Consider the following 18,464-nt stretch of genomic DNA (forward strand, 5'->3'; position numbering starts at 1 on the left):
AGTAGCCCAAGAATCTGTTCACGCCAGGACGAGTTGGCAGCTGTATTAGAACGTCCTCTAAGCTCCTAAGTCCCTAACTCACCACCACATTATCAATCAGCCGCACGCCGCCCAGGTGAGCGGCCAGGCACAGGGCCACGGGGCGGCCGGGCTGCCACTCCGTCAGGGGTTGCAGGGTGTGGGCATCCGCTACCTCAAAATACTCCAGAGTAATCTGGGGTTCGGCGGCTACAAACCCGGCGGCGGCAGTTTGCACGGCCGATGGAGTGGCCTGGCCGGCTCGCACTAGTTCTTCGGCTAGCTGCAAGCCCTGGTATAAGCGTGGCGCCACGGCCCGCGCCGCGGCGTCGAGGCGGCGGTTCCGGGACGACATGGCTAGTCCGTCGGCTTCGCGCACTGTTGGAAAGGCCACCAGCTTCAAGTCGAACGACAAATCAGCCACCAGCTGCCGCACGATAGCAACCTGCTGCAAGTCTTTCTGCCCAAAATAGGCCCGGTGCGGGCAACTCAGGTGGAACAACTTGCTTACGATGGTGGCTACTCCGTTGAAGTGGCCCGGCCGGTGGGCGCCCTCCATCACCCGCTCCAGAGGGCCGAAGTCGAACCGCAGCACTGTGGGCTGCGGGTACATCTGCTCTACTGTGGGCAGAAACAGTGCCGTGCAGCCGGCCGGAGCCAGCAGGGCCGCGTCGGCTTCGGGCAGGCGCGGGTACAGCCGGAAATCATCGGCGTTGTTGAACTGGGTGGGATTTACGAAGATGGTAGCCACCACCACGTTGCACTCGCGGGCGGCGGCGCGCACCAGCTGCAAGTGGCCTTCGTGCAGGGCGCCCATGGTGGGCACCAGCCCAATGCGGCGGCCTTCGCGGCGCCACATTTCGGCGCGGGCTTGCAACTCAGCAGCCGTATGCAGTATCTCCATAAGGTAAAACAGCCCGCTGGCTGAACAAGCGGGTGATTTTAGTTGAAAAATCCCTCAAAAATGTTTAATTTTGTGCATCCCAAAGTGTTGCCTCCTCCCATTCACACCAACTGACCTAGTATGTCCAAGTTGAGAATACTCTATGCTGCCACGGAAATCAACCCGTTTTTGCAGACCACCAAGGTAGCAGAGTTTTTGCGGCGCTTGCCGCAGGGAATGCAGGAGATGGGGATGGAAATCCGCATTTTCGTTCCCCGGTTTGGCATCATCAATGAGCGGAAGAACCGCCTGCACGAAGTGGTGCGGTTGTCGGGGATTAACATTGCGGTGGGCGAGGATGAAAAGCCGCTGATTATCAAGGTTGCTTCTATTCCAAATGCCAAGCTGCAAGTATATTTCATCGACAACGAAGACTACTTCCACCGCAAATCGGTGCTGGTAGATAAAAACGACAAGTTTCACACCGATAATGACGAGCGCGCCATCTTCTTCTGCAAGGGTGTGCTGGAAACCGTGAAAAAACTCGGCTGGGCCCCCGACATCGTGCACTGCAACGACTGGATGACGGGTCTGATTCCGATGTACCTGAAAACGACTTATAAGAAGGACCCCATCTTCAAGGACGCCAAGTCGCTGTTCACCATTTACAACAACGAATTTGACCACAAATTCGAGGGCGACATCATTGAGAAGGCCAAGATGCTGGACATTGAGGATGACATGCTGGCCGCCCTGAAAACAGCTGACTTCGGTGGCTTCATCAAAGTGGGCATGGAGTACGCTGATACGGTGGTGAAGTCGGATGAAGACTTCAGCGACAACCTGAACGCGCTATTTGCCGAGTATTCGGCTAACAAACAAATCGAGCAGGTCGGCGCCGACGAAAACCTGCTAACCTCTTACTACGCGCTTTATAATGAATTGGCCAGCTAGCGCCAGCCGACTTGCTTCGGTTTCCCTTTGTGCCGCGGTGCTCCTGGGTGTTGCGTCGTCCTGCGAAGAAGCTAATGACGTGGGCCTGGACCTGCCCGGCACCGCTCCTATCAACGCTGAGTTTCTCGAATTTCCGGTAGCCGCCTCCACTATTCGGTTGTCGCCGGTGCAAACCGGGCAGGCTAATCAGGTACTGGTGGGTCGCCTGCGCGACAACCAAGTGGGCCTAACCACGGCCCGGGCCTTTCTGAATGCCCAGGTAGTTATGCCTCTCGATTCGCTGCCGGCCAAGTTTACGGCCGTGAAGCTGGACTCAGTGGTGCTCAGCTTTGGCTTCAGCCAGGGCTACGGCAACACGGCCCAGCCCCTGCGCTTCGACTTGCTCCAGCTCCAACAGCCGCTCGACGAACGGGCCGTCTACAATTCCACGTCGTCGGTGGCAACGGGCAACGCGGTGCTGACCAACTTTGTAGCCTCGCTGAACCGGACCCGCAAGGTGCGGCGCCGTCTCAACGCCTCCAGCACCACCGATACGACGACGACCGTGGTGACGGAGCCAGACCGCACCATCAAAATCCGGCCGCTAAAGCAGGCGTCGGCGGCGGGCTTGGCTACCACACTGTTTGCAGCGTTGCAGGACCCAGGCTTTAACCAGGAGCGCCTGAATAGTGTCTTGAAAGGCTTGGCCTTGGTGCCAACGGCCGGCTTCGATGATAACATTGTGGCTTTTGACCGTTCGGTAAACACGTATCTGCGGTTTTACTTCACCGGAACCAACAGTGCCGGTAAGGTGAGCACGCGCCGAGGGTATGATGTGCTGTTCGGAATAACTCAGTCCAACCTCACACGGGGCACCAAGTATTTCACCCAGCTGAACACTGATTTTACGGGGACGCCGTTTGCGGCACTCAGCAGTACCTCCCAGCAAGTTGGCCCCAGCGCCGTGGGCGGCTACACGTTTGTGCAGAATGGCGTGGGCCTGAGCACCCGGCTAGAGTTCCGCGGCCTGGATGCGCTCCGCACTACGCCCGGCCTTACGATTAACAGGGCCGAGCTGCTGATACCGATTCGGCAATACACCAACGCGCTGTTCCCGTACCCGTCGAGCTTGTACGTGTACGAGCTGAACGCCAGCAACCAGGTGCTGCAACGCACCATCAACGGTACTACTTACGACCGGCTGGTGCAGGCTGACCTGGACTCGGTATCAGGCGCACCGGTAAACCCGACGGGCACTGGCGTTCCGGCTGCGGCTACCTTCCCTAGGGGCTCAGAACCGCAGTTCTACCGGCTCACCATGACCAACTACTTGCAGGCCTATTTGTCGGACCGCCTGAATGGGGAGCTGCCGGCAGCTCTGGCTTTGTCGCCGCTCCGGCAGGACGACCTGACGCTGAACCTGAACCGGGCTCAGGTAGACGCTGCCGCCATTAAGCTGCGCGTATACTACACTAAACTTCGATAAACGGCCCGCTGCGGCGGCCAGGCTCAACTGAAGGGCGGCACGGCTTTTGCCGGTGCCGCCCGATTTTTGCTCTTTCCCTGAAGGATTTTGCTCTGACCCAACCATCAAGCTATGTGCGGAATTGTCGCTTACATCGGGCACCGTGAGGCATGCCCCATCATCATCAAAGGCCTGCGCCGCCTGGAATACCGCGGCTACGACTCGGCCGGGGTAGCGCTGCTCAACGGGCAGCTGAGCGTGTACAAGAAAAAAGGCAAAGTTGCTGACTTAGAAGCGTTTATTGCCGAAAAAGATACTCACGCGCACATTGGCATGGGCCACACCCGCTGGGCCACCCACGGGGAGCCCAATGACGTTAACGCCCACCCGCACTACTCCACGTCGGAGCGGATTGCCATCATTCACAACGGCATCATCGAAAACTACGCGGCCCTGAAAACTCACTTGCAGCAGCAGGGCCACGAGTTTCACTCGGACACCGACACGGAGGTGTTTGTGAACCTGATTGAAGAGATTCAGAAGCAGAACAAGTGCACGCTGGAAGAAGCCGTGCGCCTGGCCCTGCACGAAGTAGTGGGCGCCTACGCTATTGTGGTACTGAGCAAGGACGACCCCGGCCAGCTGATTGCGGCCCGCAAAGGCTCTCCGCTGGTAATCGGGGTGGGTGAAGGCGAGTTTTTCCTGGCTTCCGACGCCACGCCCATCATCGAGTACACCAACGAGGTAGTGTATGTAAACGACTACGAAATTGCCGTTATCCGCAACGGCAAGCTCGACATCCGGACCAAGGAAGACGTGCCGCAGACGCCCTATATCCAAAAGCTGGAGCTGGAGCTGGACAGCATCGAGAAAGGCGGCTACGAGCACTTCATGCTGAAGGAAATCTTTGAGCAGCCCCGCTCCATTCTGGACTCGATGCGGGGGCGCCTGGAGCTGGAAGCCGGCCACCTGAACATGGGCGGCGTGCGGGCCTACGAGCGGAAGTTCATGAACGCCGACCGCATCCTGATTGTGGCTTGCGGCACCTCCTGGCACGCCGGCTTGGTGGCCGAATACCTGATTGAGGACCTGGCCCGCATTCCGGTGGAAGTGGAATACGCCTCGGAGTTCCGCTACCGCAACCCCATCATCACGGAGCGCGACATCGTACTTGCCATTTCGCAGTCGGGCGAAACGGCTGATACACTGGCGGCTATTGAGCTGGCTAAGAGCAAGGGCGCTACCATCTTTGGCATCTGCAACGTGGTGGGCTCCAGCATTGCCCGCGCCACCGACGCCGGCGCCTACACCCACGCCGGCCCCGAAATTGGGGTGGCTTCCACCAAAGCCTTCACGGCCCAGGTAACGGTGCTGACCCTGCTGGCAATGATTGTGGGCCACAAGCGCGGCACGCTCTCCGACTCCAAGCTGCGGGAGCTGATGATGGAACTAAGCAACATTCCGTCAAAGGTGGAGAAGGCGCTGCAGCTGAACACCGAGATTAAGCAGATTTCGGAAATCTTCAAGGATGCCACCAACTTCCTGTACCTGGGCCGCGGCTACAACTTCCCGGTGGCCCTGGAAGGCGCCCTCAAGCTCAAGGAAATCAGCTACATCCACGCCGAGGGCTACCCAGCCGCCGAAATGAAGCACGGCCCCATTGCCCTCATCGACGAAAACATGCCGGTGGTAGTAATTGCTACCAAAGACAGCTCGTATGAGAAGGTGGTCAGCAACATTCAGGAGGTAAAAGCCCGCAAAGGCCGCATCATTGCCGTGGTAACCGAGGGCGACGACGTAATTCCGCAGATGGCCGAGTTCGTCATTGAGGTGCCTGCCACGAGCGAGGTGCTGATGCCGCTGGTGTCGGTGGTGCCGCTGCAGCTGCTGTCCTACCACATTGCTGTGCTGCGCGGCTGCAACGTCGACCAGCCCCGCAACCTCGCTAAGTCGGTGACGGTAGAGTAGAAGTGAGATACGAGAAGTGAGACGTTAGACTCTTATCGGCTCACGCATATACGCAAAGTGCCGCTCCGGAAGCTTCCGGAGCGGCACTTTGCGGTTGGGGGCTATGGTGGTTTAGAGTTCCGTGCGCATGGCCGGTGTAGAGACGCGACCCTTCTCGTCGCCTTGTTCAACAATTCTTTCCAGGCGCCGCGGACGAGGAGACGCGAAGGGTTGCGTCTCTACACCGGCCACGTACCCCAATATAAGCCGTACTTATACTTCAAACTGCTGGCCGCGCAGGTACATGGTTTTCAGCAGGGGGCACACTTTGTAGCGTTCCTCGTGGGTGTCTTGGTACAGGCATTCGAGGGTTTCGTAGACGCGGGCCAGGCCGATGGCGTTGGCCCACTCGAAGGGTCCGTGCGGGTAGTTGGTGCCCAGCTTCATGCCCAGGTCAATGTCGCGGACCGAGGCCGTGCCTTCCTGCAAGGTGTAGCAGGCTTCGTTGATAATCATGCAGATGATACGGGGCGTTACCAGGCCCACGCGGTCCTGCACCGTGCGGAACTCCGTGCCCAGCGCGGCGCACACTTCGGCCAGCTTATCGGCATCAGCAGCGTACAGCAGACTAGTTTCCAGCAATCTTCGGTCGATGAGCGTAGGCAGGCCGCAGAAGCCGAATACGGGACCCAGCGGCGGCTTTTCTTCATGGAAAAGCTGGGCCAGGCTGCGGGCCGTAGTGTCGTAGAAAACGGGCTGCCGGAGCTGCTCGTAGTGCAGCTCCGGCCAGGAGCGCAGGTCGAAGGCTACATCGGCGGCGCCAAGGCGGGCGTGTAGGTCGGGGGCCGCAGCGGGGCAGAAGTCGTAGGTGTGCGCCGGGCCGAATTTGCGGCGCAGCTCGGCCTCTACGGGCAGGCCTTCGACGATGAACAGGTGCATGGATTTTTCGGCTTACTTTGGCTTCAAAGATAGATTCCTCCTGTACAATCCTGCCGGTTCCGCTCATGGCACACTCCATCGTTTACTCCAACCACGCTCCCGCGCCCATTGGGCCCTATAGCCAAGCCATTCAGGCCGGCAACACCGTGTACGTATCGGGCCAGATTGCCCTGGATGCCCAAACCGGCCAGCTCGTGGGCAACGGCGACGTAGCCCAGGAAACGCATCAGGTAATGCGCAACCTGGAAGCCGTATTGCAAGCCGCCGGCTGCACCCTGCGCGACGTGGTGAAGTGCAGCATCTTCGTCAAAGACCTCGGCAACTTCGGCCTCATCAATGAAATTTACGGCAGCTACTTCAGCGCCGACTACGCCCCCGCCCGCGAAACCGTGGAAGTCAGCCGCCTGCCGAAAGATGTGCAGGTAGAAATTTCCTGCGTAGCCGTGAAGGCATAAGCTCGCCTGTCATTCCGAGCAGAGCGAGGAATCTGGCGTGCTGACATTGCAATGGTATTGTCATGCTGAGCGGAGCCGAAGCCTCTCTACCTCTGGCTAACCAATGCCATTGCAACGAAGCGGGAGAGATGCTTCGGCAAGCTCAGCATGACGGTTTACTCACCATTCACCTCATCACCTTTCTCATGAGAGAAATAGGCATTTTCTTGTTGCTGGCGGGCCTGATAGCCATGGTAGCGCCGTTTCTGCTGCCCAGCAACTTTCGGTTTCCGCTGCTGGACTGGATGAACAACTGGGGGCCTACGGCGGCGTGGCTGATCAAAGGCGGCATTTCGCTGCTGGGCTTGGCGCTGTGGCTGCGCTACCGAAGCCGCGACTGATGCCGCGCTCAACTGCGCGCAAAGCGGCTAAGCCCCTGCGCAAACCCGATTATTTCCCGCCCGAAAATGTTCTGCACCGTACGCTGCCGGCAGAGCTGGCCCGGCAGCGGGAGTTTGAGGAATATCATTTCGTAGGCTTCGACTGGAGCCAAGCTGACTTGTCGGGGTGGCGGTTCAGCGAGTGTCTGTTTGAGAACTGCAACCTGGCGGGGGCCACCATTACCAACACGGCGCTTCAGAACGTGGCCTTTGCGGGCTGCAAGCTGCTGGGGCTGCCGTTTCAGCGGTGCCGGGAGCTGCTATTTGCCGTGCACTTCGACCAGTGCCAGCTCGATTACGCCTCCTTCGCCGGCCGGGCGCTGCCACACACCCGCTTCGTGGGCTGCTCCTTGCAGGAAGCCGACTTCACCCAAGCCGACCTAACCGGCACCGTGTTCCAAGACTGCCTACTACGCCGGGCTGTGTTTCAGCAAACCACGCTCGTAGAAGCCGACTTCAGCACGGCGCAGGAAGTGGAGCTGGACCCAACGGCCAACAACCTGAAACACGCCCGGTTTTCCTTACACAGCCTGCCCGGCCTGCTCACCCAGTACGGGTTGGTGATTGTGGATGAGTAAATGAGGGAATAAGCGAGTGAAAGTAGCAGCCCGTCCTGCTCCGTCTGGCGTCCGCTTGCCGAAGCATCTCTACCGCTTCGTTGCAATCGTCAGAAATTATCCCCAGTAGAGATGCTTCGACTGCGCTCAGCATGACGGGCTGCTACTCTCACCCCTTCATTCCCTCATCTACTCATTCACTCATTGGATATCGTACCTTTGCGGCGCGTTTCGGGACCTGAGCCGGGCGTGTATTAGCTGTTTGTATGGAAAGAGAAGTACGGGTGCGGTTTGCGCCCAGCCCCACGGGGCCGCTGCACATTGGCGGGGTGCGCACTGCGCTGTATAACTACCTGCTGGCCCGCAAGATGGGTGGCAAGATGCTGCTGCGCATTGAGGATACCGATCAGAACCGCTTTGTGCCGGGCGCCGAGCAGTACATCATGGACTCGCTGCGCTGGTGCGGCATCGAGATTGACGAAGGACCCGAGCAGGGCGGCCCCCACGCCCCCTACCGGCAGAGCGAGCGGAAGCCCATGTACCGGCAGTATGCCCAGCAGCTGCTCGACAGCGGCCACGCCTACTACGCCTTCGACACGCCCGAGGAGCTGGATGCCATGCGCGCCCGCCTCACGGCCGCCAAAGTGCCCAACCCCCAGTACAACAGCATCACGCGCACCCAAATGCGCAATTCCCTGACCCTGCCGGCCGAGGAAGTGCAGCAGTTGCTCGACTCGGGCGCCCCGTACGTGATTCGCCTAAAGGTGCCCCGTAAGGAAGAGGTGCGCTTCAACGACCTGATCCGGGGCTGGGTGGTGGTGCACTCGTCGAGCATCGACGACAAGGTGCTGATGAAGTCGGACGGGATGCCGACCTACCACCTGGCCAACATCGTGGACGACCACCTGATGGAGATTACCCACGTGATTCGGGGCGAAGAGTGGCTGCCCTCGGCACCCCTGCACGTGCTCTTGTACCGCTACCTGGGCTGGGAAAGCACCATGCCGCAGTTTGCCCACCTGCCCCTGCTGCTCAAGCCCGACGGCACGGGCAAGCTGAGCAAGCGCGACGGCGACCGGCTGGGCTTCCCGGTATTTCCATTGGAGTGGCACGGCCAGGACGCCGAAACCGGTGAGCCCACCGTGAGCAGCGGCTACCGCGAATCGGGCTACCTGCCCGAGGCGTTTATCAATTTCCTGGCCTTTCTGGGCTGGAACCCTGGCACCCAGCAGGAGCTGTTTACGATGCCGGAGCTGGTAGAAGCCTTCTCGATTGAGCGCGTAAGTAAGTCGCCGGCCCGCTTCGACCAGAACAAGGTGCGCTGGTATAACGAGCAATACCTGCGCGCCAAGCCCGACGCTGAGCTGGCCCAGTATCTTACGGAAAGCCTGCGCGAGCAGGGCCTGGAGGTACCCGCCGATAAAGCTGAGCAGATTGCGGCCCTGGTAAAAGAGCGTGCTACCTTCCCCGCCGACCTGGCCCGCGAGGCCCAGCTGTTCTTCCAGCGCCCCACCGCCTACGACGAGCAAGTAATCAGCAAAAAGTGGAACGCCCAGGTGGCCGGCGCCCTCGCCCAGTTTGCCCAGGAGCTGCCCGCCGCCCTCGACGCCAGCCCCGACGGCATCAAAGCCCTGCTCACGCAAGTGCTCGATGCCCAGGGCATCAAAATCGGGCAGGTGCTCCAGGCCCTGCGCGTGGCCGTAACCGGCGCCGCCGCCGGCCCCGACCTCATGCACATCATGAGCATTCTGGGCCCGCAGGAAACCGCCGAGCGGATTGAAGCTGCGGTGGCGGCCCTGCCGGCTAGTGTGGCCTAAGCTTCAGCTTGGGCCGGACTTTGACCTTCGGCTGAGCCGGCACTAGCCAGAATTCAAATCAAATGAGAACCCGCTCGACACGCACCGAGCGGGTTCTTGCTTTTTGTCAGGGCAGCTGGCGGTTTGCCCTAACCGCGGCCGAGCTGCTTCGTACTAGCTTATTCCAAAGCAGCTTACCGCAAACCGCTGCCCGTTGCATCCCGATTTTAGCGCTTAGCACCATGGCCAAGAAACCCGTCAGCCCGAAAAAGAAAAAGAACGACCCCGACAAGAAAGCCCGCGTGCACAAAGAGCTGGAGGGCTTTGAAATCAAGGTGAACCCGCTGGGTGAAATCACCTCCAACTACAGCATCGAGGACATCAATCAGTTTCTGAACCGCCACGTGCGCGACAAAAAGCTGGTGAACCGCGACGGGCAGTTTGGCGAAAAAGACGAGGAGGAGGACCTGCCGCTGGAAGAAGACGTGCAGGAGCCCGAAGAGTCGGATGAGGACTTTATGCGCCGCACCAGCAAGGAGGCCAAGAAAAAAGGCCCCAAAGCCAGCGCCGACGACGACCTGGAGGCCTTGCCTTCCAGCGAAGAGTAACCTTGCCTCCTTGCGAGTAGGTCCACTACCTCGCGCAGTAAACGGCCCCAATCCGTTTTTTTGTCAAGTTGCCCGAATGACTTATCCCTGCCCCTGATGTCTAGTGATGTCAGGGGTTTTCTGTGTAATGAGAATGGGCATTTGCTCTCTTTTATTGGCGAGACAAAGGTGCACAGGGCGCGCAACTGTGAGAGTTATAGCTTATTGCGCCTGAAAAGAACGGATTGCCGGGCCTCTGCTTTGCAATGGCACGCGACTCCACAGGGCAAATCACTATACTTGACTCCGTATTCACCTTTCGCCTTTTCCTTATGCAGTCCCACGACGTTGACTACAAGATTCTCGGCAATGATATTCAGGTGCTGGAAGTAGAGCTGGACCCCAACGAAACCGTTATTGCCGAGGCCGGCGCCATGGTGTACATGGACGAGGCCATAGCCTTTGAAACCAAGATGGGCGACGGCTCCGAGCCCGAGCAGGGCTTTATGGGCAAGCTGTTTTCGGCGGGCACGCGCCTGCTCACGGGCGAGTCGTTGTTTATGACGCACTTTACGCACCGCGGCGGCTACGGCAAGAGCCGGGTGGCGTTTTCGGCCCCCTACCCTGGTACCATCATTCCGCTGGATTTGCGTGAGCTGCCCCAAGGGCTCATCGTGCAGAAAGACGGCTTCTTGGCCGCCGCGCGGGGCACCAAAATCAGTATTCATTTCAACCAGAAGCTGGGCGCGGGCTTGTTTGCCGGCGAAGGATTCATCTTGCAGCGCCTCACCGGCGACGGCAAAGCGTTCATCCATGCGGGCGGCACCGTCATCGAAAAGCGCCTCAACAACGAGCTGCTGCGCGTAGACACGGGCTGCGTGGTAGCCTTCGAGCCGGGCATCGACTTCAGCATTGCGCGGGCCGGGGGCCTGAAGTCGATGATATTTGGGGGCGAAGGGCTGCTGCTGGCCACGCTGCGCGGCACGGGGCGCGTGTGGCTGCAATCCATGCCGGTGAAAAAGCTGATTCAGGCCCTGGCTCCCAACGGCGGCAATGCCCAGAAAGAAAGCGGCAGCATCCTGGGTGGCCTGGGCCGCGTGCTAGACCAGTAATCAGCTGGCAACCCTATCCAAAAAAATAAGTCCCGGCACCTCTGCACATGCGTGCAAGGTGCCGGGACTTGTGGCGTATGCAGTAGGCTAAGCTAGGGCAGTCGGAGTGTTAGCTACCCAGATTGGCGGCAATAACCCCGAGACTGGCTAGCAGAATGAGCACCAGAAAACCCAGTACTCCGAGCGTAAACTTAACCGTACGCGCTGAGGGAGTGGCGCTGCCCGCAGACCGACGCCGCCGCCGGCGCTTTTCTTGAAATGGAGGAAGGGAAGTGGATGTTGTGGTCATAAAAGTGGGATTGGAAAAGAACGATTCGACTAATATATAGAACTATAAATTAAAAAAACAACAAGGACATTCGGCTTTTCCGTCCCACAGTGCCAGTCTTCACTATAAATCTTACCTTTTATGGCAGTCGGAGCCCGGATTCTTTGAAACAGGATTATTTCGTCACCTGCTTTTTTTGAAGGGCTATTTCTTACTCAGCCGTGGTGGTAGGAGTGGGTACCTGGTGACCATTCTGGTAGTACTCAGCGGGCAAGGAACGGCCATCGGGGGCGTAGCACTGCCACTCGCCAAACCAGAAAAAGCGCATCACCGTGGGCTCGGAACGGTACAGGGCCTGGCCGCGCTTGGAAAGCTGTCCGTTGGGGTGATAATACGCCAGCGTAACCTGCCCGGCCGGCCGCCGATGATACCGCTCGGTGCGCTCCAGCTGGCCGGTGGGTGAGTAGTAGCGCCACCGCCCCACGGTTCGTCCGTGGCGGTAGCGGCCCTGGTTGGCCAGGCGCTTTTCTTCCGTGTCGAAGTAGCCGCGCCAGGGGCCGTGGCGCTGGTCGCCGCTTCGGCCGTAGCGGTTGCGCGACCAGAAGCCCACGGGGCCGCGCTTCAGGCGGGCACAGGAGGAGCTGAGGCTGCCCGCAGCCAGGAGCAAGCCGAGCACGATACGGGGGTAGAGGAACATATAGCCACGCGGTACGTGAAACAGGATAAGCTGCCGGGCAAGATAAAACTACTGCGCCACCTGAGCGAGCAGCTCGTCGAGCAGCTCCCGCGAATTGCTGAGGCGGGGTACTTTGTGCTGGCCGCCCAGCTTGCCGCGCCGGGCCAGCCACCGCTCAAACGTGCCGGCCGGCGCTACCATCACCTGCGGGGGCGTGAGGGCTAGGTCGCGGTGGCGCTTGGCGTCGTAGTCGGAGTTGAGCTGGCGCAGGGTGTGGTCCAGCACCTGCGTGAAGTGGGCCGTATCCTGCGGGGGCTGGGTGAACTCAATCAGCCACTGGTGGCCACCGCGGGAAGCACCGTCGGTGGCGGCGAAGTAGATGGGTGCGGCCGTGTAGTCGCGCACGGTGGTACGGGTGGCGCGGCAGGCGGCGGCAATGGCCGCGTCGGCGTTTTCAACTACTACTTCCTCGCCGAAAGCATTCAGAAAGTGCTTGGTGCGGCCCGAAATGCGGATGCGGTACGGCCGAAGCGACGTGAACCGCACCGTGTCACCGATTTTGTAGCGCCACAGGCCTGCGTTGGTGCTGATGACGACAGCATAGGTGCGGCCCAGCTCCACATCGGCCAGGCCCACGGCTTGGGGCTCGGGGACGTCCCACTGGTCGGCGGGCAGGAACTCGTAGTAGATGCCGTGGTTGAGCAGCAGCAGCAGGTCTTCGGAGTCGGGCTGGTCTTGCAGGGCCAAGTAGCCTTCGGAGGCGTTGTACACTTCCAGGTAGTGCATGTGCGGGCTCGGAATCAGCTGCTGGAAAAGCTCCCGGTACGGCCCAAAGGCCACGGCCCCGTGCAGAAACAGCCCTAGCCGCGGCCACACGTCCAGGATAGAGCTTGCACCGGCCAGCTCCGTGACGCGGCGCAGCAGCACAATCATCCACGTAGGCACGCCGGCCAGCACGCGCACGTCCACTTGGAGCACGTGGCGGGCGATGCGCTCAATTTTTTCTTCCCACTCATCCAGCAAAGCCAGCTCCAGGGGCGGGGTGCGCACATACTCGGCCCAGGCCGGTAGGTTTTGCATGAGAATGGCCGACACGTCGCCGATGCGGGAGCCAGCCTCGTTGGGGCGGAAAGGGTTGGGGCCGTGCGTGCCGCCCAAGGACAAGGTTTTGCCGCTCAGAATGTTGACCTCGGGGTAGTAGAGCGTGGCCAGGGCCGTCATGTCGCGGCCGGCGCGGTAGTGACCCTCCTCCAGGGCTTCGCGGGTGACGGGGATGTACTTGCTGCGGGCGTTGGTGGTGCCGCTGCTCTTGGCAGACCACTCCACCCGCCCCGGCCAGAGCACATTGGCCTCGCCCCGCAGCACCCGCTCAATCTGCGGATACAGCTCCTCGTACGAACTCACCGGCACCCGCTGCCCAAATTCCCGGACCGACATCCCATCCTCATACCCATACCGCCGGCCCCAATCCGTACCGCGGGCCGTGTGCAGCAGGCGGCGCAGGAGCTGCTGCTGCACCTCGTGGGGGTTGTCGCGGAAGTGGTTGATGCTGGCCAGCCGACGCTGCACAGCCCAGGTAAGAATCGCAGATTGTGCAGATTGAAGGAATTTCACAGATTCAAACAGGGCAGTACGGGCCGCTAAGGTGAGAAAAGCCAGAAGATGGTACGAGCCCTGGGGCAGCATTTGTTTTCCGCTGCTCCGCTTTACTCACTCAGACTGCTCTGAATGAAGCGCTTAAAGCGCAAGCTCGCCTCACCAAAATTTATCAGTAGCCCTACATTCAACTGATAGGCTTTCAGGTAATTGATAATTTGCTGGTGATGCAGTGGCACAATTTCACTGACGGCCTTCAACTCAACTAACAGGATGCCTTCAACTAAAAAATCAGTGCGCCTCGCTCCCACCTCCTTACCCCGATAAAAAAGCGGCATCACGATTTCCCGCTGAAAAAGGACCCCAACGGCCTCTAGCTCCAGCGCCAAGCTACGCTGATATACCGCTTCCGGAAATCCTGCACCCAATGTCCGATGCACCTGCATTGCGCACCCAATAACCGTGTGCGTCAACTCCTTGTACTTGTACTCCATAGAATCGCAGATTGTGCAGATTAAATTGATTTCACAGATTAATTGATTCTGCTCACTAAAGCGTGAATTTCCACTGGCGCCTGAATCTGTGAAATCAATTTAATCTGCACAATCTGCGATTATATTTTGCGCTTCAGCTCGAAGTGCTTGCCCAGGTACACGCGGCGTACCATTTCGTCGGCGGCCAGCTCTTCGGCGGTGCCGGCTTTCAGGAGCTTGCCTTCGAAGAGCAGGTAGGCCCGGTCCACGATGCTCAGCGTCTCGTTCACGTTGTGGTCGGTGATGAGGATGCCGATGTTCTTGTGTTTGAGCTTAGCCACGATGCCCTGAATTTCCTCCACGGCGATAGGGTCGACGCCAGCGAAAGGCTCGTCCAGCAGCACAAACTTGGGGTCGACGGCCAGGGCGCGGGCTATTTCGGTGCGGCGCCGCTCCCCGCCCGACAGCACGCGGCCCAGGTTTTTGCGCACGTGGGTGAGGCTGAACTCGTTGAGCAGCTCTTCTACTTTGTCGCGCTGGGCCTGCTTGGGCAGGTCGGTCATTTCCAGCACCGATAGGATGTTTTCCTCCACGCTCAGGTCCCGAAACACCGATGCTTCCTGGGCCAGGTAGCCGATGCCGAGGCGGGCCCGCTGGTAGATGGGCAGCTTGGTGATGTCCCGGTCGTCGAGGAAGATGCGGCCTTCGTTGGGCTTGACCATGCCCACGGTCATGTAGAACGACGTGGTTTTGCCGGCGCCGTTTGGGCCCAGCAGGCCCACAATCTCGCCCTGCTCCACGTACAAAGACATGTCGTTGACAACCGTGCGCGACTTGTACTTCTTAACCAGGTGTTCGGCTCGTAGAATCATGGGTGGCAAAGGTAACGACGGGCGGGATGAACGAGGCGGGCGGCTAGCGGCGCCGGTTTTGATGAGCCAGCACGGCGGCGGCCCACTCGGCCTGAAGGCAACCAGTGGCCTGCTCATCGGCATCGGTAAGCCAGAACAGGGCCGCTTCGACCTCATCGAAGAGCTGCAATTGAAAGCGCGTCAGGTGGCGGCCTACCCATAATACGGCTTCGGCCATCATTACATTGTGCAGCTGGTAGCCCGGCGGGTACACCAGTGCCACCCGCTGAATGGGCTGGGCAGCAATACGCGGAAACCAGTGCACCGACATCCACAGCTCGTCGGTGATGCTTAGCTGGGGCAGGCAGTGAAAATCGACGAGCACGTGGGCAGGCTTGTGCTCCACTACCAGGTCGCGGCCGTGCACCAGGCCGGGGCGCAGGCGGGTATTGGTCACATCCAGCCACTGAAAGCGCATCAGGCGCCGGTTAGGGTCGTGCTGCACCAGCAACTCATCAAATACAGGCAAGACCATCAGCTACCTCATGGAAACGCAACGTGCTGCTGCCGACGTGAAGCGCGTCTCACGCCGGCAGCAGCACGCAGGCAAAAATGCTGCCGTTGAGCTGGTTGAGGTGAGGGGGTGACAGGTGACAAGTAACAGGTGACAGGTGAGGGAGTGACAGGTGAGGGAATGACAGGTGAGGGGAGGACCGTCCTGCTTCATCTAGCGTCCGCTTGTCGAAGCATCTCGCGTGCTGGCGTCAGAGGCTACCTGTCATGCTGAGCCTGTCGAAGCATCTCTACCGCTTCGTTGCAGTTGTCAGGAATTACCCTCGGTAGAGATACTTCGACTTCGCCTCCGGCTGCGCTCAGCATGACGGTCTACCTGTTACCTGTCCTCCCCTCACCTGTCACCTCTCACCCCCTCACCAGCTACCCCTTCAGCAGTGCATCCTGCATGGCTTGCTGGCTGGGGGTGGGCGTGGGTACGATTTCGACCAGATTTTTTAGCTCTACCTCGAACTCGCGTGGCGTGGCGGTGCGCTCCTGCTCGGGGCCGGTGGCGCCGCTGCGGAACTTCACGCGTACGGGGTCGGTGGTTTTGGGCTCCACCAGGGGGCGCAGCAGCTTTTCGGCGGTTTGCATGGTCACGGCCTGGCCATTTATGGCTACGATGACGTCGCCCTCTTTCAGGCCAAAGGCGTTTTCGTCGGCTTTGGTTTTCATGGCCTTGAACTGGTCCTTGGCCTGGTCGTAGCCGAAGCCGAGGTTGCCGAAGGCCTTCACCCTGGACTGCCCAACCGGCTCGTACACCCAGCCGATTTTGCCCAGGTACTCGGCTAGCGGCAAGGGCTCCTGCCCCACCACGTAGCGGTTGAAAAACTGGCCTACCTCGGGGTGGGTGAGGGCCACGATTTCGGGGATGAGCTGGCTGTCCTCGAACGAACGATCGGGGCCGTACTTCTCGCGCAGGGCCAGCAGCACGTCGCGCAGGGTTTGGCGGCCCTGGCTCAGCTCCCGGATGCGAATGTCGAGCAGCAGGCCGATGAGGGCGCCCTTCTCGTACACGTTCTGGTACATGTCTTTGTAGGGCGCGTCCAGAATGCGACGGCTCATTTCCGTAAACGATACGTTGCCGTACTTCTCGGCCTTGTCGATTTTATCCTTCATCCGCTCCCGAAACTCATCGGGTGTAATCAGGCCGCCGCGCACCTGCACCAGCTGCGACACGTACTCGGTTACGCCCTCGTACAGCCACAGGTGCTGCGACATCTGCGGGTTGCGGAAGTCGAACTCCCCGATTTCGCGGGAGTGGATGTTCAGCGGGGCCAGCATGTGCAGAAACTCGTGCGAGGCCACCTCCAGCACCATGCTCCGGCGCCGGTCGGCGTCCGGAATTTCGGGCAGGAAGTACACCGAGGAGTAGCTGTGCTCCATGGCTCCGTAGCCGCCGTTTTTGCTGTTGAGCGGCGACGTGAGCGACGGGAAATACATCAGGAACTGGTAGCGCGGCACCGGCATCTTGCCGAAAAACTTGGTCAGGGCCTCGGCCATGGGGCGCAGCATCTGGCTCACCTCGGTGGCCTTCACCACGCCGCCCTCCGACAGCACCGCCACCCCGATGCGGGCCCCGCCCGTCACGAAGCTAGCCGTGTCGGGGCGGGCGTAGAAGATGGGGCCGTCGGCTAGGGTCACGTAGCTGCTGGCCGTAAACACGTCCTGGGTGGGCGATTCGCGGCGCACGTCGAGGGCGGTGGCGCCGTAGAGGTCGGCGGGCTTCTGCACCGTCACCTGGTAGGGCTGCATTTTGTAGCCTTCGAGGTAGCCGTAGAGGCCGTAGTGGTTGAGCGTGAAGTTGCGGCCGGCGTCGAAGTTGGTACCGCCGGGCTGGAAGATGAAGGAGTCGTCCTGCTTGGCGTCCCAGGTGTCGTCCACCAGGTAGTCCAGCCGGGCCAGCTTGGTGGCGTTGTCGATGAGAAACAGGTTGGGGCCGCTGTTCTTGACCTTCAGGCGCTTGCCCTGCTTGTCAAAGGCTTTGAAATCGGTGACGAAGCGGCCGTAATCCTTCTTTGAATAGGAGCCCGGCACCACCGAGGGCATGACGTAGGTAACCTGGTTTTCCTTTACGGGCGGGACGCTGATGCTTACCCGCACCTTATCATTCGGCACATTTTGCAGGTCGAGGCTGATCTGATAACCGGCTGGTTGCTGAGCCAGCGCAGCGCCGGCCGTAGCCAGTCCTAGCCCGAGGGCCAGTGGTAGCTTTTTCATGGAGAGAAACGGAGTAGAAAGTTGTGCAACTAAGGTACGCATTGCGGCCCGCCAGCTGCACAGTAGAAAAGAAAAAGGTGTTATGGTGCTATATAGAGGACAGTTGCTACATTTACGCAGTAGTCCTACTTTTTCTTTATTCTTTTCAATGCGTAAGCTATTATTCCTGAGTTTGCTGCTCGGCAGCCACGCAGCTAATGCCCAAACCTCTCCCCCCATCACCGTTCGCGCCACTGCCGTCCGCGACACGCTATTTCAGCAGGCCGCAGCCGTGCGCAATGACGTAGCCGTGCGGCTGGCGCGATTCAGTACCAGCTCCCTCAGCCTGACGGGCTTGCGCACCAAGACCAGAGGCTACGCCTCGCGCACCGATGGGCGACCTTACCGGGTCAAGCGGCACGTCATCAAGCGCAAGAGAACAACCTGGTTGGTAGAGAAAATAAGCTACTACAACAGCAAGGGCAATCTGCTGTTGCGCGAGAAGTACCAGAACGGGCAACTCACCACGCTACGGCTCCGCACGTATTACACGCCCCTGAGTTCGTCCCCAGGCCGGGTTTTCACATTTACGCAGGGCGACTATCTGCGGCGCAGCACCTATCCTTCTAGGGTAAACATTACTGCCCGGGGCCCCGCCACGCATGAGTATTTCTACGTGCCGGCTGCGCCGGTAGCCCGGTAGTAGCGGCCCAGAAAGCCACCGAGGGCCCTGGC

The 18,464-nt window shown here is 59.9% G+C and carries 18 protein-coding genes; 10 read left to right on the forward strand and 8 right to left on the reverse strand.

What is annotated here, in order from left to right; translation table 11 throughout:
• Positions 1–73 precede the first annotated feature (73 nt).
• The gene (panC, locus tag OIS53_RS14475; protein WP_264679280.1) at positions 74–922 is read right to left on the reverse strand and encodes a pantoate--beta-alanine ligase; all 849 of its coding nucleotides are present in this window, start codon (positions 920–922) and stop codon (positions 74–76) included.
• A gap of 120 nt (positions 923–1,042) precedes the next feature.
• On the opposite strand from panC, the gene OIS53_RS14480 reads away from it, so the two are divergent.
• The 3 genes from OIS53_RS14480 to glmS all read left to right on the forward strand — a co-directional run bounded on the left by OIS53_RS14480 (position 1,043) and on the right by glmS (position 5,267).
• A complete protein-coding gene (locus OIS53_RS14480; RefSeq protein WP_264679281.1) occupies positions 1,043–1,855 on the forward strand; it encodes a glycogen/starch synthase in 813 nt (270 codons plus the stop codon).
• A 37-nt stretch (positions 1,856–1,892) separates the two neighbouring features.
• Positions 1,893–3,320 (forward strand): DUF4270 domain-containing protein, encoded by a 1,428-nt coding sequence (locus OIS53_RS14485; protein ID WP_264679282.1) that lies wholly within the window; start codon positions 1,893–1,895, stop codon positions 3,318–3,320.
• A 111-nt stretch (positions 3,321–3,431) separates the two neighbouring features.
• The gene (gene glmS / locus OIS53_RS14490; protein ID WP_264679283.1) at positions 3,432–5,267 is read left to right on the forward strand and encodes a glutamine--fructose-6-phosphate transaminase (isomerizing); all 1,836 of its coding nucleotides are present in this window, start codon (positions 3,432–3,434) and stop codon (positions 5,265–5,267) included.
• 252 nt (positions 5,268–5,519) lie between these two features.
• On the opposite strand, the gene OIS53_RS14495 is transcribed toward glmS, so the two are convergent.
• The gene (locus tag OIS53_RS14495; RefSeq protein WP_264679284.1) at positions 5,520–6,185 is read right to left on the reverse strand and encodes a 3-hydroxyacyl-CoA dehydrogenase family protein; all 666 of its coding nucleotides are present in this window, start codon (positions 6,183–6,185) and stop codon (positions 5,520–5,522) included.
• A gap of 65 nt (positions 6,186–6,250) precedes the next feature.
• Here OIS53_RS14495 and OIS53_RS14500 point away from each other — a divergent pair, with 65 nt between their 5' ends.
• The 6 genes from OIS53_RS14500 (at position 6,251) to OIS53_RS14525 (ending at position 11,111) form a co-directional block, all read left to right on the forward strand.
• The gene (locus OIS53_RS14500) at positions 6,251–6,640 is read left to right on the forward strand and encodes a RidA family protein (protein ID WP_264679285.1); all 390 of its coding nucleotides are present in this window, start codon (positions 6,251–6,253) and stop codon (positions 6,638–6,640) included.
• A 185-nt stretch (positions 6,641–6,825) separates the two neighbouring features.
• A complete protein-coding gene (locus tag OIS53_RS14505; protein WP_264679286.1) occupies positions 6,826–7,020 on the forward strand; it encodes a hypothetical protein in 195 nt (64 codons plus the stop codon).
• Complete coding sequence (locus tag OIS53_RS14510; protein WP_264679287.1) at positions 7,020–7,637, forward strand: pentapeptide repeat-containing protein; 618 nt, start codon at positions 7,020–7,022, stop codon at positions 7,635–7,637. Before OIS53_RS14505 ends, OIS53_RS14510 begins: the two co-directional genes overlap by 1 nt.
• 245 nt (positions 7,638–7,882) lie before the next feature.
• Complete coding sequence (gltX, locus tag OIS53_RS14515) at positions 7,883–9,433, forward strand: glutamate--tRNA ligase (protein ID WP_264679288.1); 1,551 nt, start codon at positions 7,883–7,885, stop codon at positions 9,431–9,433.
• Positions 9,434–9,654: 221 nt separating this feature from the next.
• A complete protein-coding gene (locus OIS53_RS14520; RefSeq protein ID WP_264679289.1) occupies positions 9,655–10,020 on the forward strand; it encodes a hypothetical protein in 366 nt (121 codons plus the stop codon).
• 311 nt (positions 10,021–10,331) lie between these two features.
• A complete protein-coding gene (locus tag OIS53_RS14525) occupies positions 10,332–11,111 on the forward strand; it encodes a TIGR00266 family protein (protein WP_264679290.1) in 780 nt (259 codons plus the stop codon).
• Between the two features lie 479 nt (positions 11,112–11,590).
• Here the strand turns inward: OIS53_RS14525 and OIS53_RS14530 are convergent, their stop codons facing one another.
• From OIS53_RS14530 to OIS53_RS14555, 6 genes are all read right to left on the reverse strand, one after another.
• The gene (locus OIS53_RS14530) at positions 11,591–12,076 is read right to left on the reverse strand and encodes a toxin-antitoxin system YwqK family antitoxin (protein ID WP_264679291.1); all 486 of its coding nucleotides are present in this window, start codon (positions 12,074–12,076) and stop codon (positions 11,591–11,593) included.
• A gap of 48 nt (positions 12,077–12,124) precedes the next feature.
• A complete protein-coding gene (locus tag OIS53_RS14535) occupies positions 12,125–13,624 on the reverse strand; it encodes a GH3 auxin-responsive promoter family protein (protein WP_264679292.1) in 1,500 nt (499 codons plus the stop codon).
• 137 nt (positions 13,625–13,761) lie between these two features.
• Complete coding sequence (locus tag OIS53_RS14540) at positions 13,762–14,145, reverse strand: GxxExxY protein (protein ID WP_264679293.1); 384 nt, start codon at positions 14,143–14,145, stop codon at positions 13,762–13,764.
• A gap of 119 nt (positions 14,146–14,264) precedes the next feature.
• Positions 14,265–14,996 (reverse strand): LPS export ABC transporter ATP-binding protein, encoded by a 732-nt coding sequence (gene lptB / locus OIS53_RS14545; protein WP_264679294.1) that lies wholly within the window; start codon positions 14,994–14,996, stop codon positions 14,265–14,267.
• A 43-nt stretch (positions 14,997–15,039) separates the two neighbouring features.
• Positions 15,040–15,504, reverse strand: a complete 465-nt coding sequence (locus OIS53_RS14550; RefSeq protein ID WP_264679295.1) for an STAS/SEC14 domain-containing protein — start codon at positions 15,502–15,504, stop codon at positions 15,040–15,042.
• Positions 15,505–15,911: 407 nt separating this feature from the next.
• Positions 15,912–17,750 carry a M61 family metallopeptidase gene (locus OIS53_RS14555; protein WP_264679296.1) on the reverse strand — a complete coding sequence of 613 codons (1,839 nt, stop codon included), beginning with the start codon at positions 17,748–17,750 and terminating at the stop codon, positions 15,912–15,914.
• Positions 17,751–17,898: 148 nt separating this feature from the next.
• Between OIS53_RS14555 and OIS53_RS14560 the strand changes: the two genes are divergently transcribed.
• On the forward strand, positions 17,899–18,432 hold the full coding sequence (locus tag OIS53_RS14560) for a hypothetical protein (RefSeq protein ID WP_264679297.1): 534 nt from the start codon (positions 17,899–17,901) through the stop codon (positions 18,430–18,432).
• Positions 18,433–18,464 lie beyond the last annotated feature (32 nt).

Origin of the sequence: Hymenobacter sp. YIM 151500-1, assembly GCF_025979885.1 — a bacterium.
Taxonomy (GTDB): Bacteria; Bacteroidota; Bacteroidia; order Cytophagales; family Hymenobacteraceae; genus Hymenobacter.

Bases quoted from the DNA above. Each gene is read 5' to 3' on its own strand.
- OIS53_RS14505 (WP_264679286.1), top strand. From the start codon at position 6,826: ATGAGAGAAATAGGCATTTTCTTGTTGCTGGCGGGCCTGATAGCCATG.
- OIS53_RS14530 (WP_264679291.1), bottom strand. From the start codon at position 12,076: ATGTTCCTCTACCCCCGTATCGTGCTCGGCTTGCTCCTGGCTGCGGGC.
- OIS53_RS14555 (WP_264679296.1), bottom strand. From the start codon at position 17,750: ATGAAAAAGCTACCACTGGCCCTCGGGCTAGGACTGGCTACGGCCGGC.
- OIS53_RS14560 (WP_264679297.1), top strand. From the start codon at position 17,899: ATGCGTAAGCTATTATTCCTGAGTTTGCTGCTCGGCAGCCACGCAGCT.
- OIS53_RS14525 (WP_264679290.1), top strand. From the start codon at position 10,332: ATGCAGTCCCACGACGTTGACTACAAGATTCTCGGCAATGATATTCAG.
- lptB (WP_264679294.1), bottom strand. From the start codon at position 14,996: ATGATTCTACGAGCCGAACACCTGGTTAAGAAGTACAAGTCGCGCACG.
- OIS53_RS14520 (WP_264679289.1), top strand. From the start codon at position 9,655: ATGGCCAAGAAACCCGTCAGCCCGAAAAAGAAAAAGAACGACCCCGAC.
- OIS53_RS14510 (WP_264679287.1), top strand. From the start codon at position 7,020: ATGCCGCGCTCAACTGCGCGCAAAGCGGCTAAGCCCCTGCGCAAACCC.
- gltX (WP_264679288.1), top strand. From the start codon at position 7,883: ATGGAAAGAGAAGTACGGGTGCGGTTTGCGCCCAGCCCCACGGGGCCG.
- panC (WP_264679280.1), bottom strand. From the start codon at position 922: ATGGAGATACTGCATACGGCTGCTGAGTTGCAAGCCCGCGCCGAAATG.
- OIS53_RS14495 (WP_264679284.1), bottom strand. From the start codon at position 6,185: ATGCACCTGTTCATCGTCGAAGGCCTGCCCGTAGAGGCCGAGCTGCGC.
- OIS53_RS14480 (WP_264679281.1), top strand. From the start codon at position 1,043: ATGTCCAAGTTGAGAATACTCTATGCTGCCACGGAAATCAACCCGTTT.
- glmS (WP_264679283.1), top strand. From the start codon at position 3,432: ATGTGCGGAATTGTCGCTTACATCGGGCACCGTGAGGCATGCCCCATC.
- OIS53_RS14500 (WP_264679285.1), top strand. From the start codon at position 6,251: ATGGCACACTCCATCGTTTACTCCAACCACGCTCCCGCGCCCATTGGG.
- OIS53_RS14540 (WP_264679293.1), bottom strand. From the start codon at position 14,145: ATGGAGTACAAGTACAAGGAGTTGACGCACACGGTTATTGGGTGCGCA.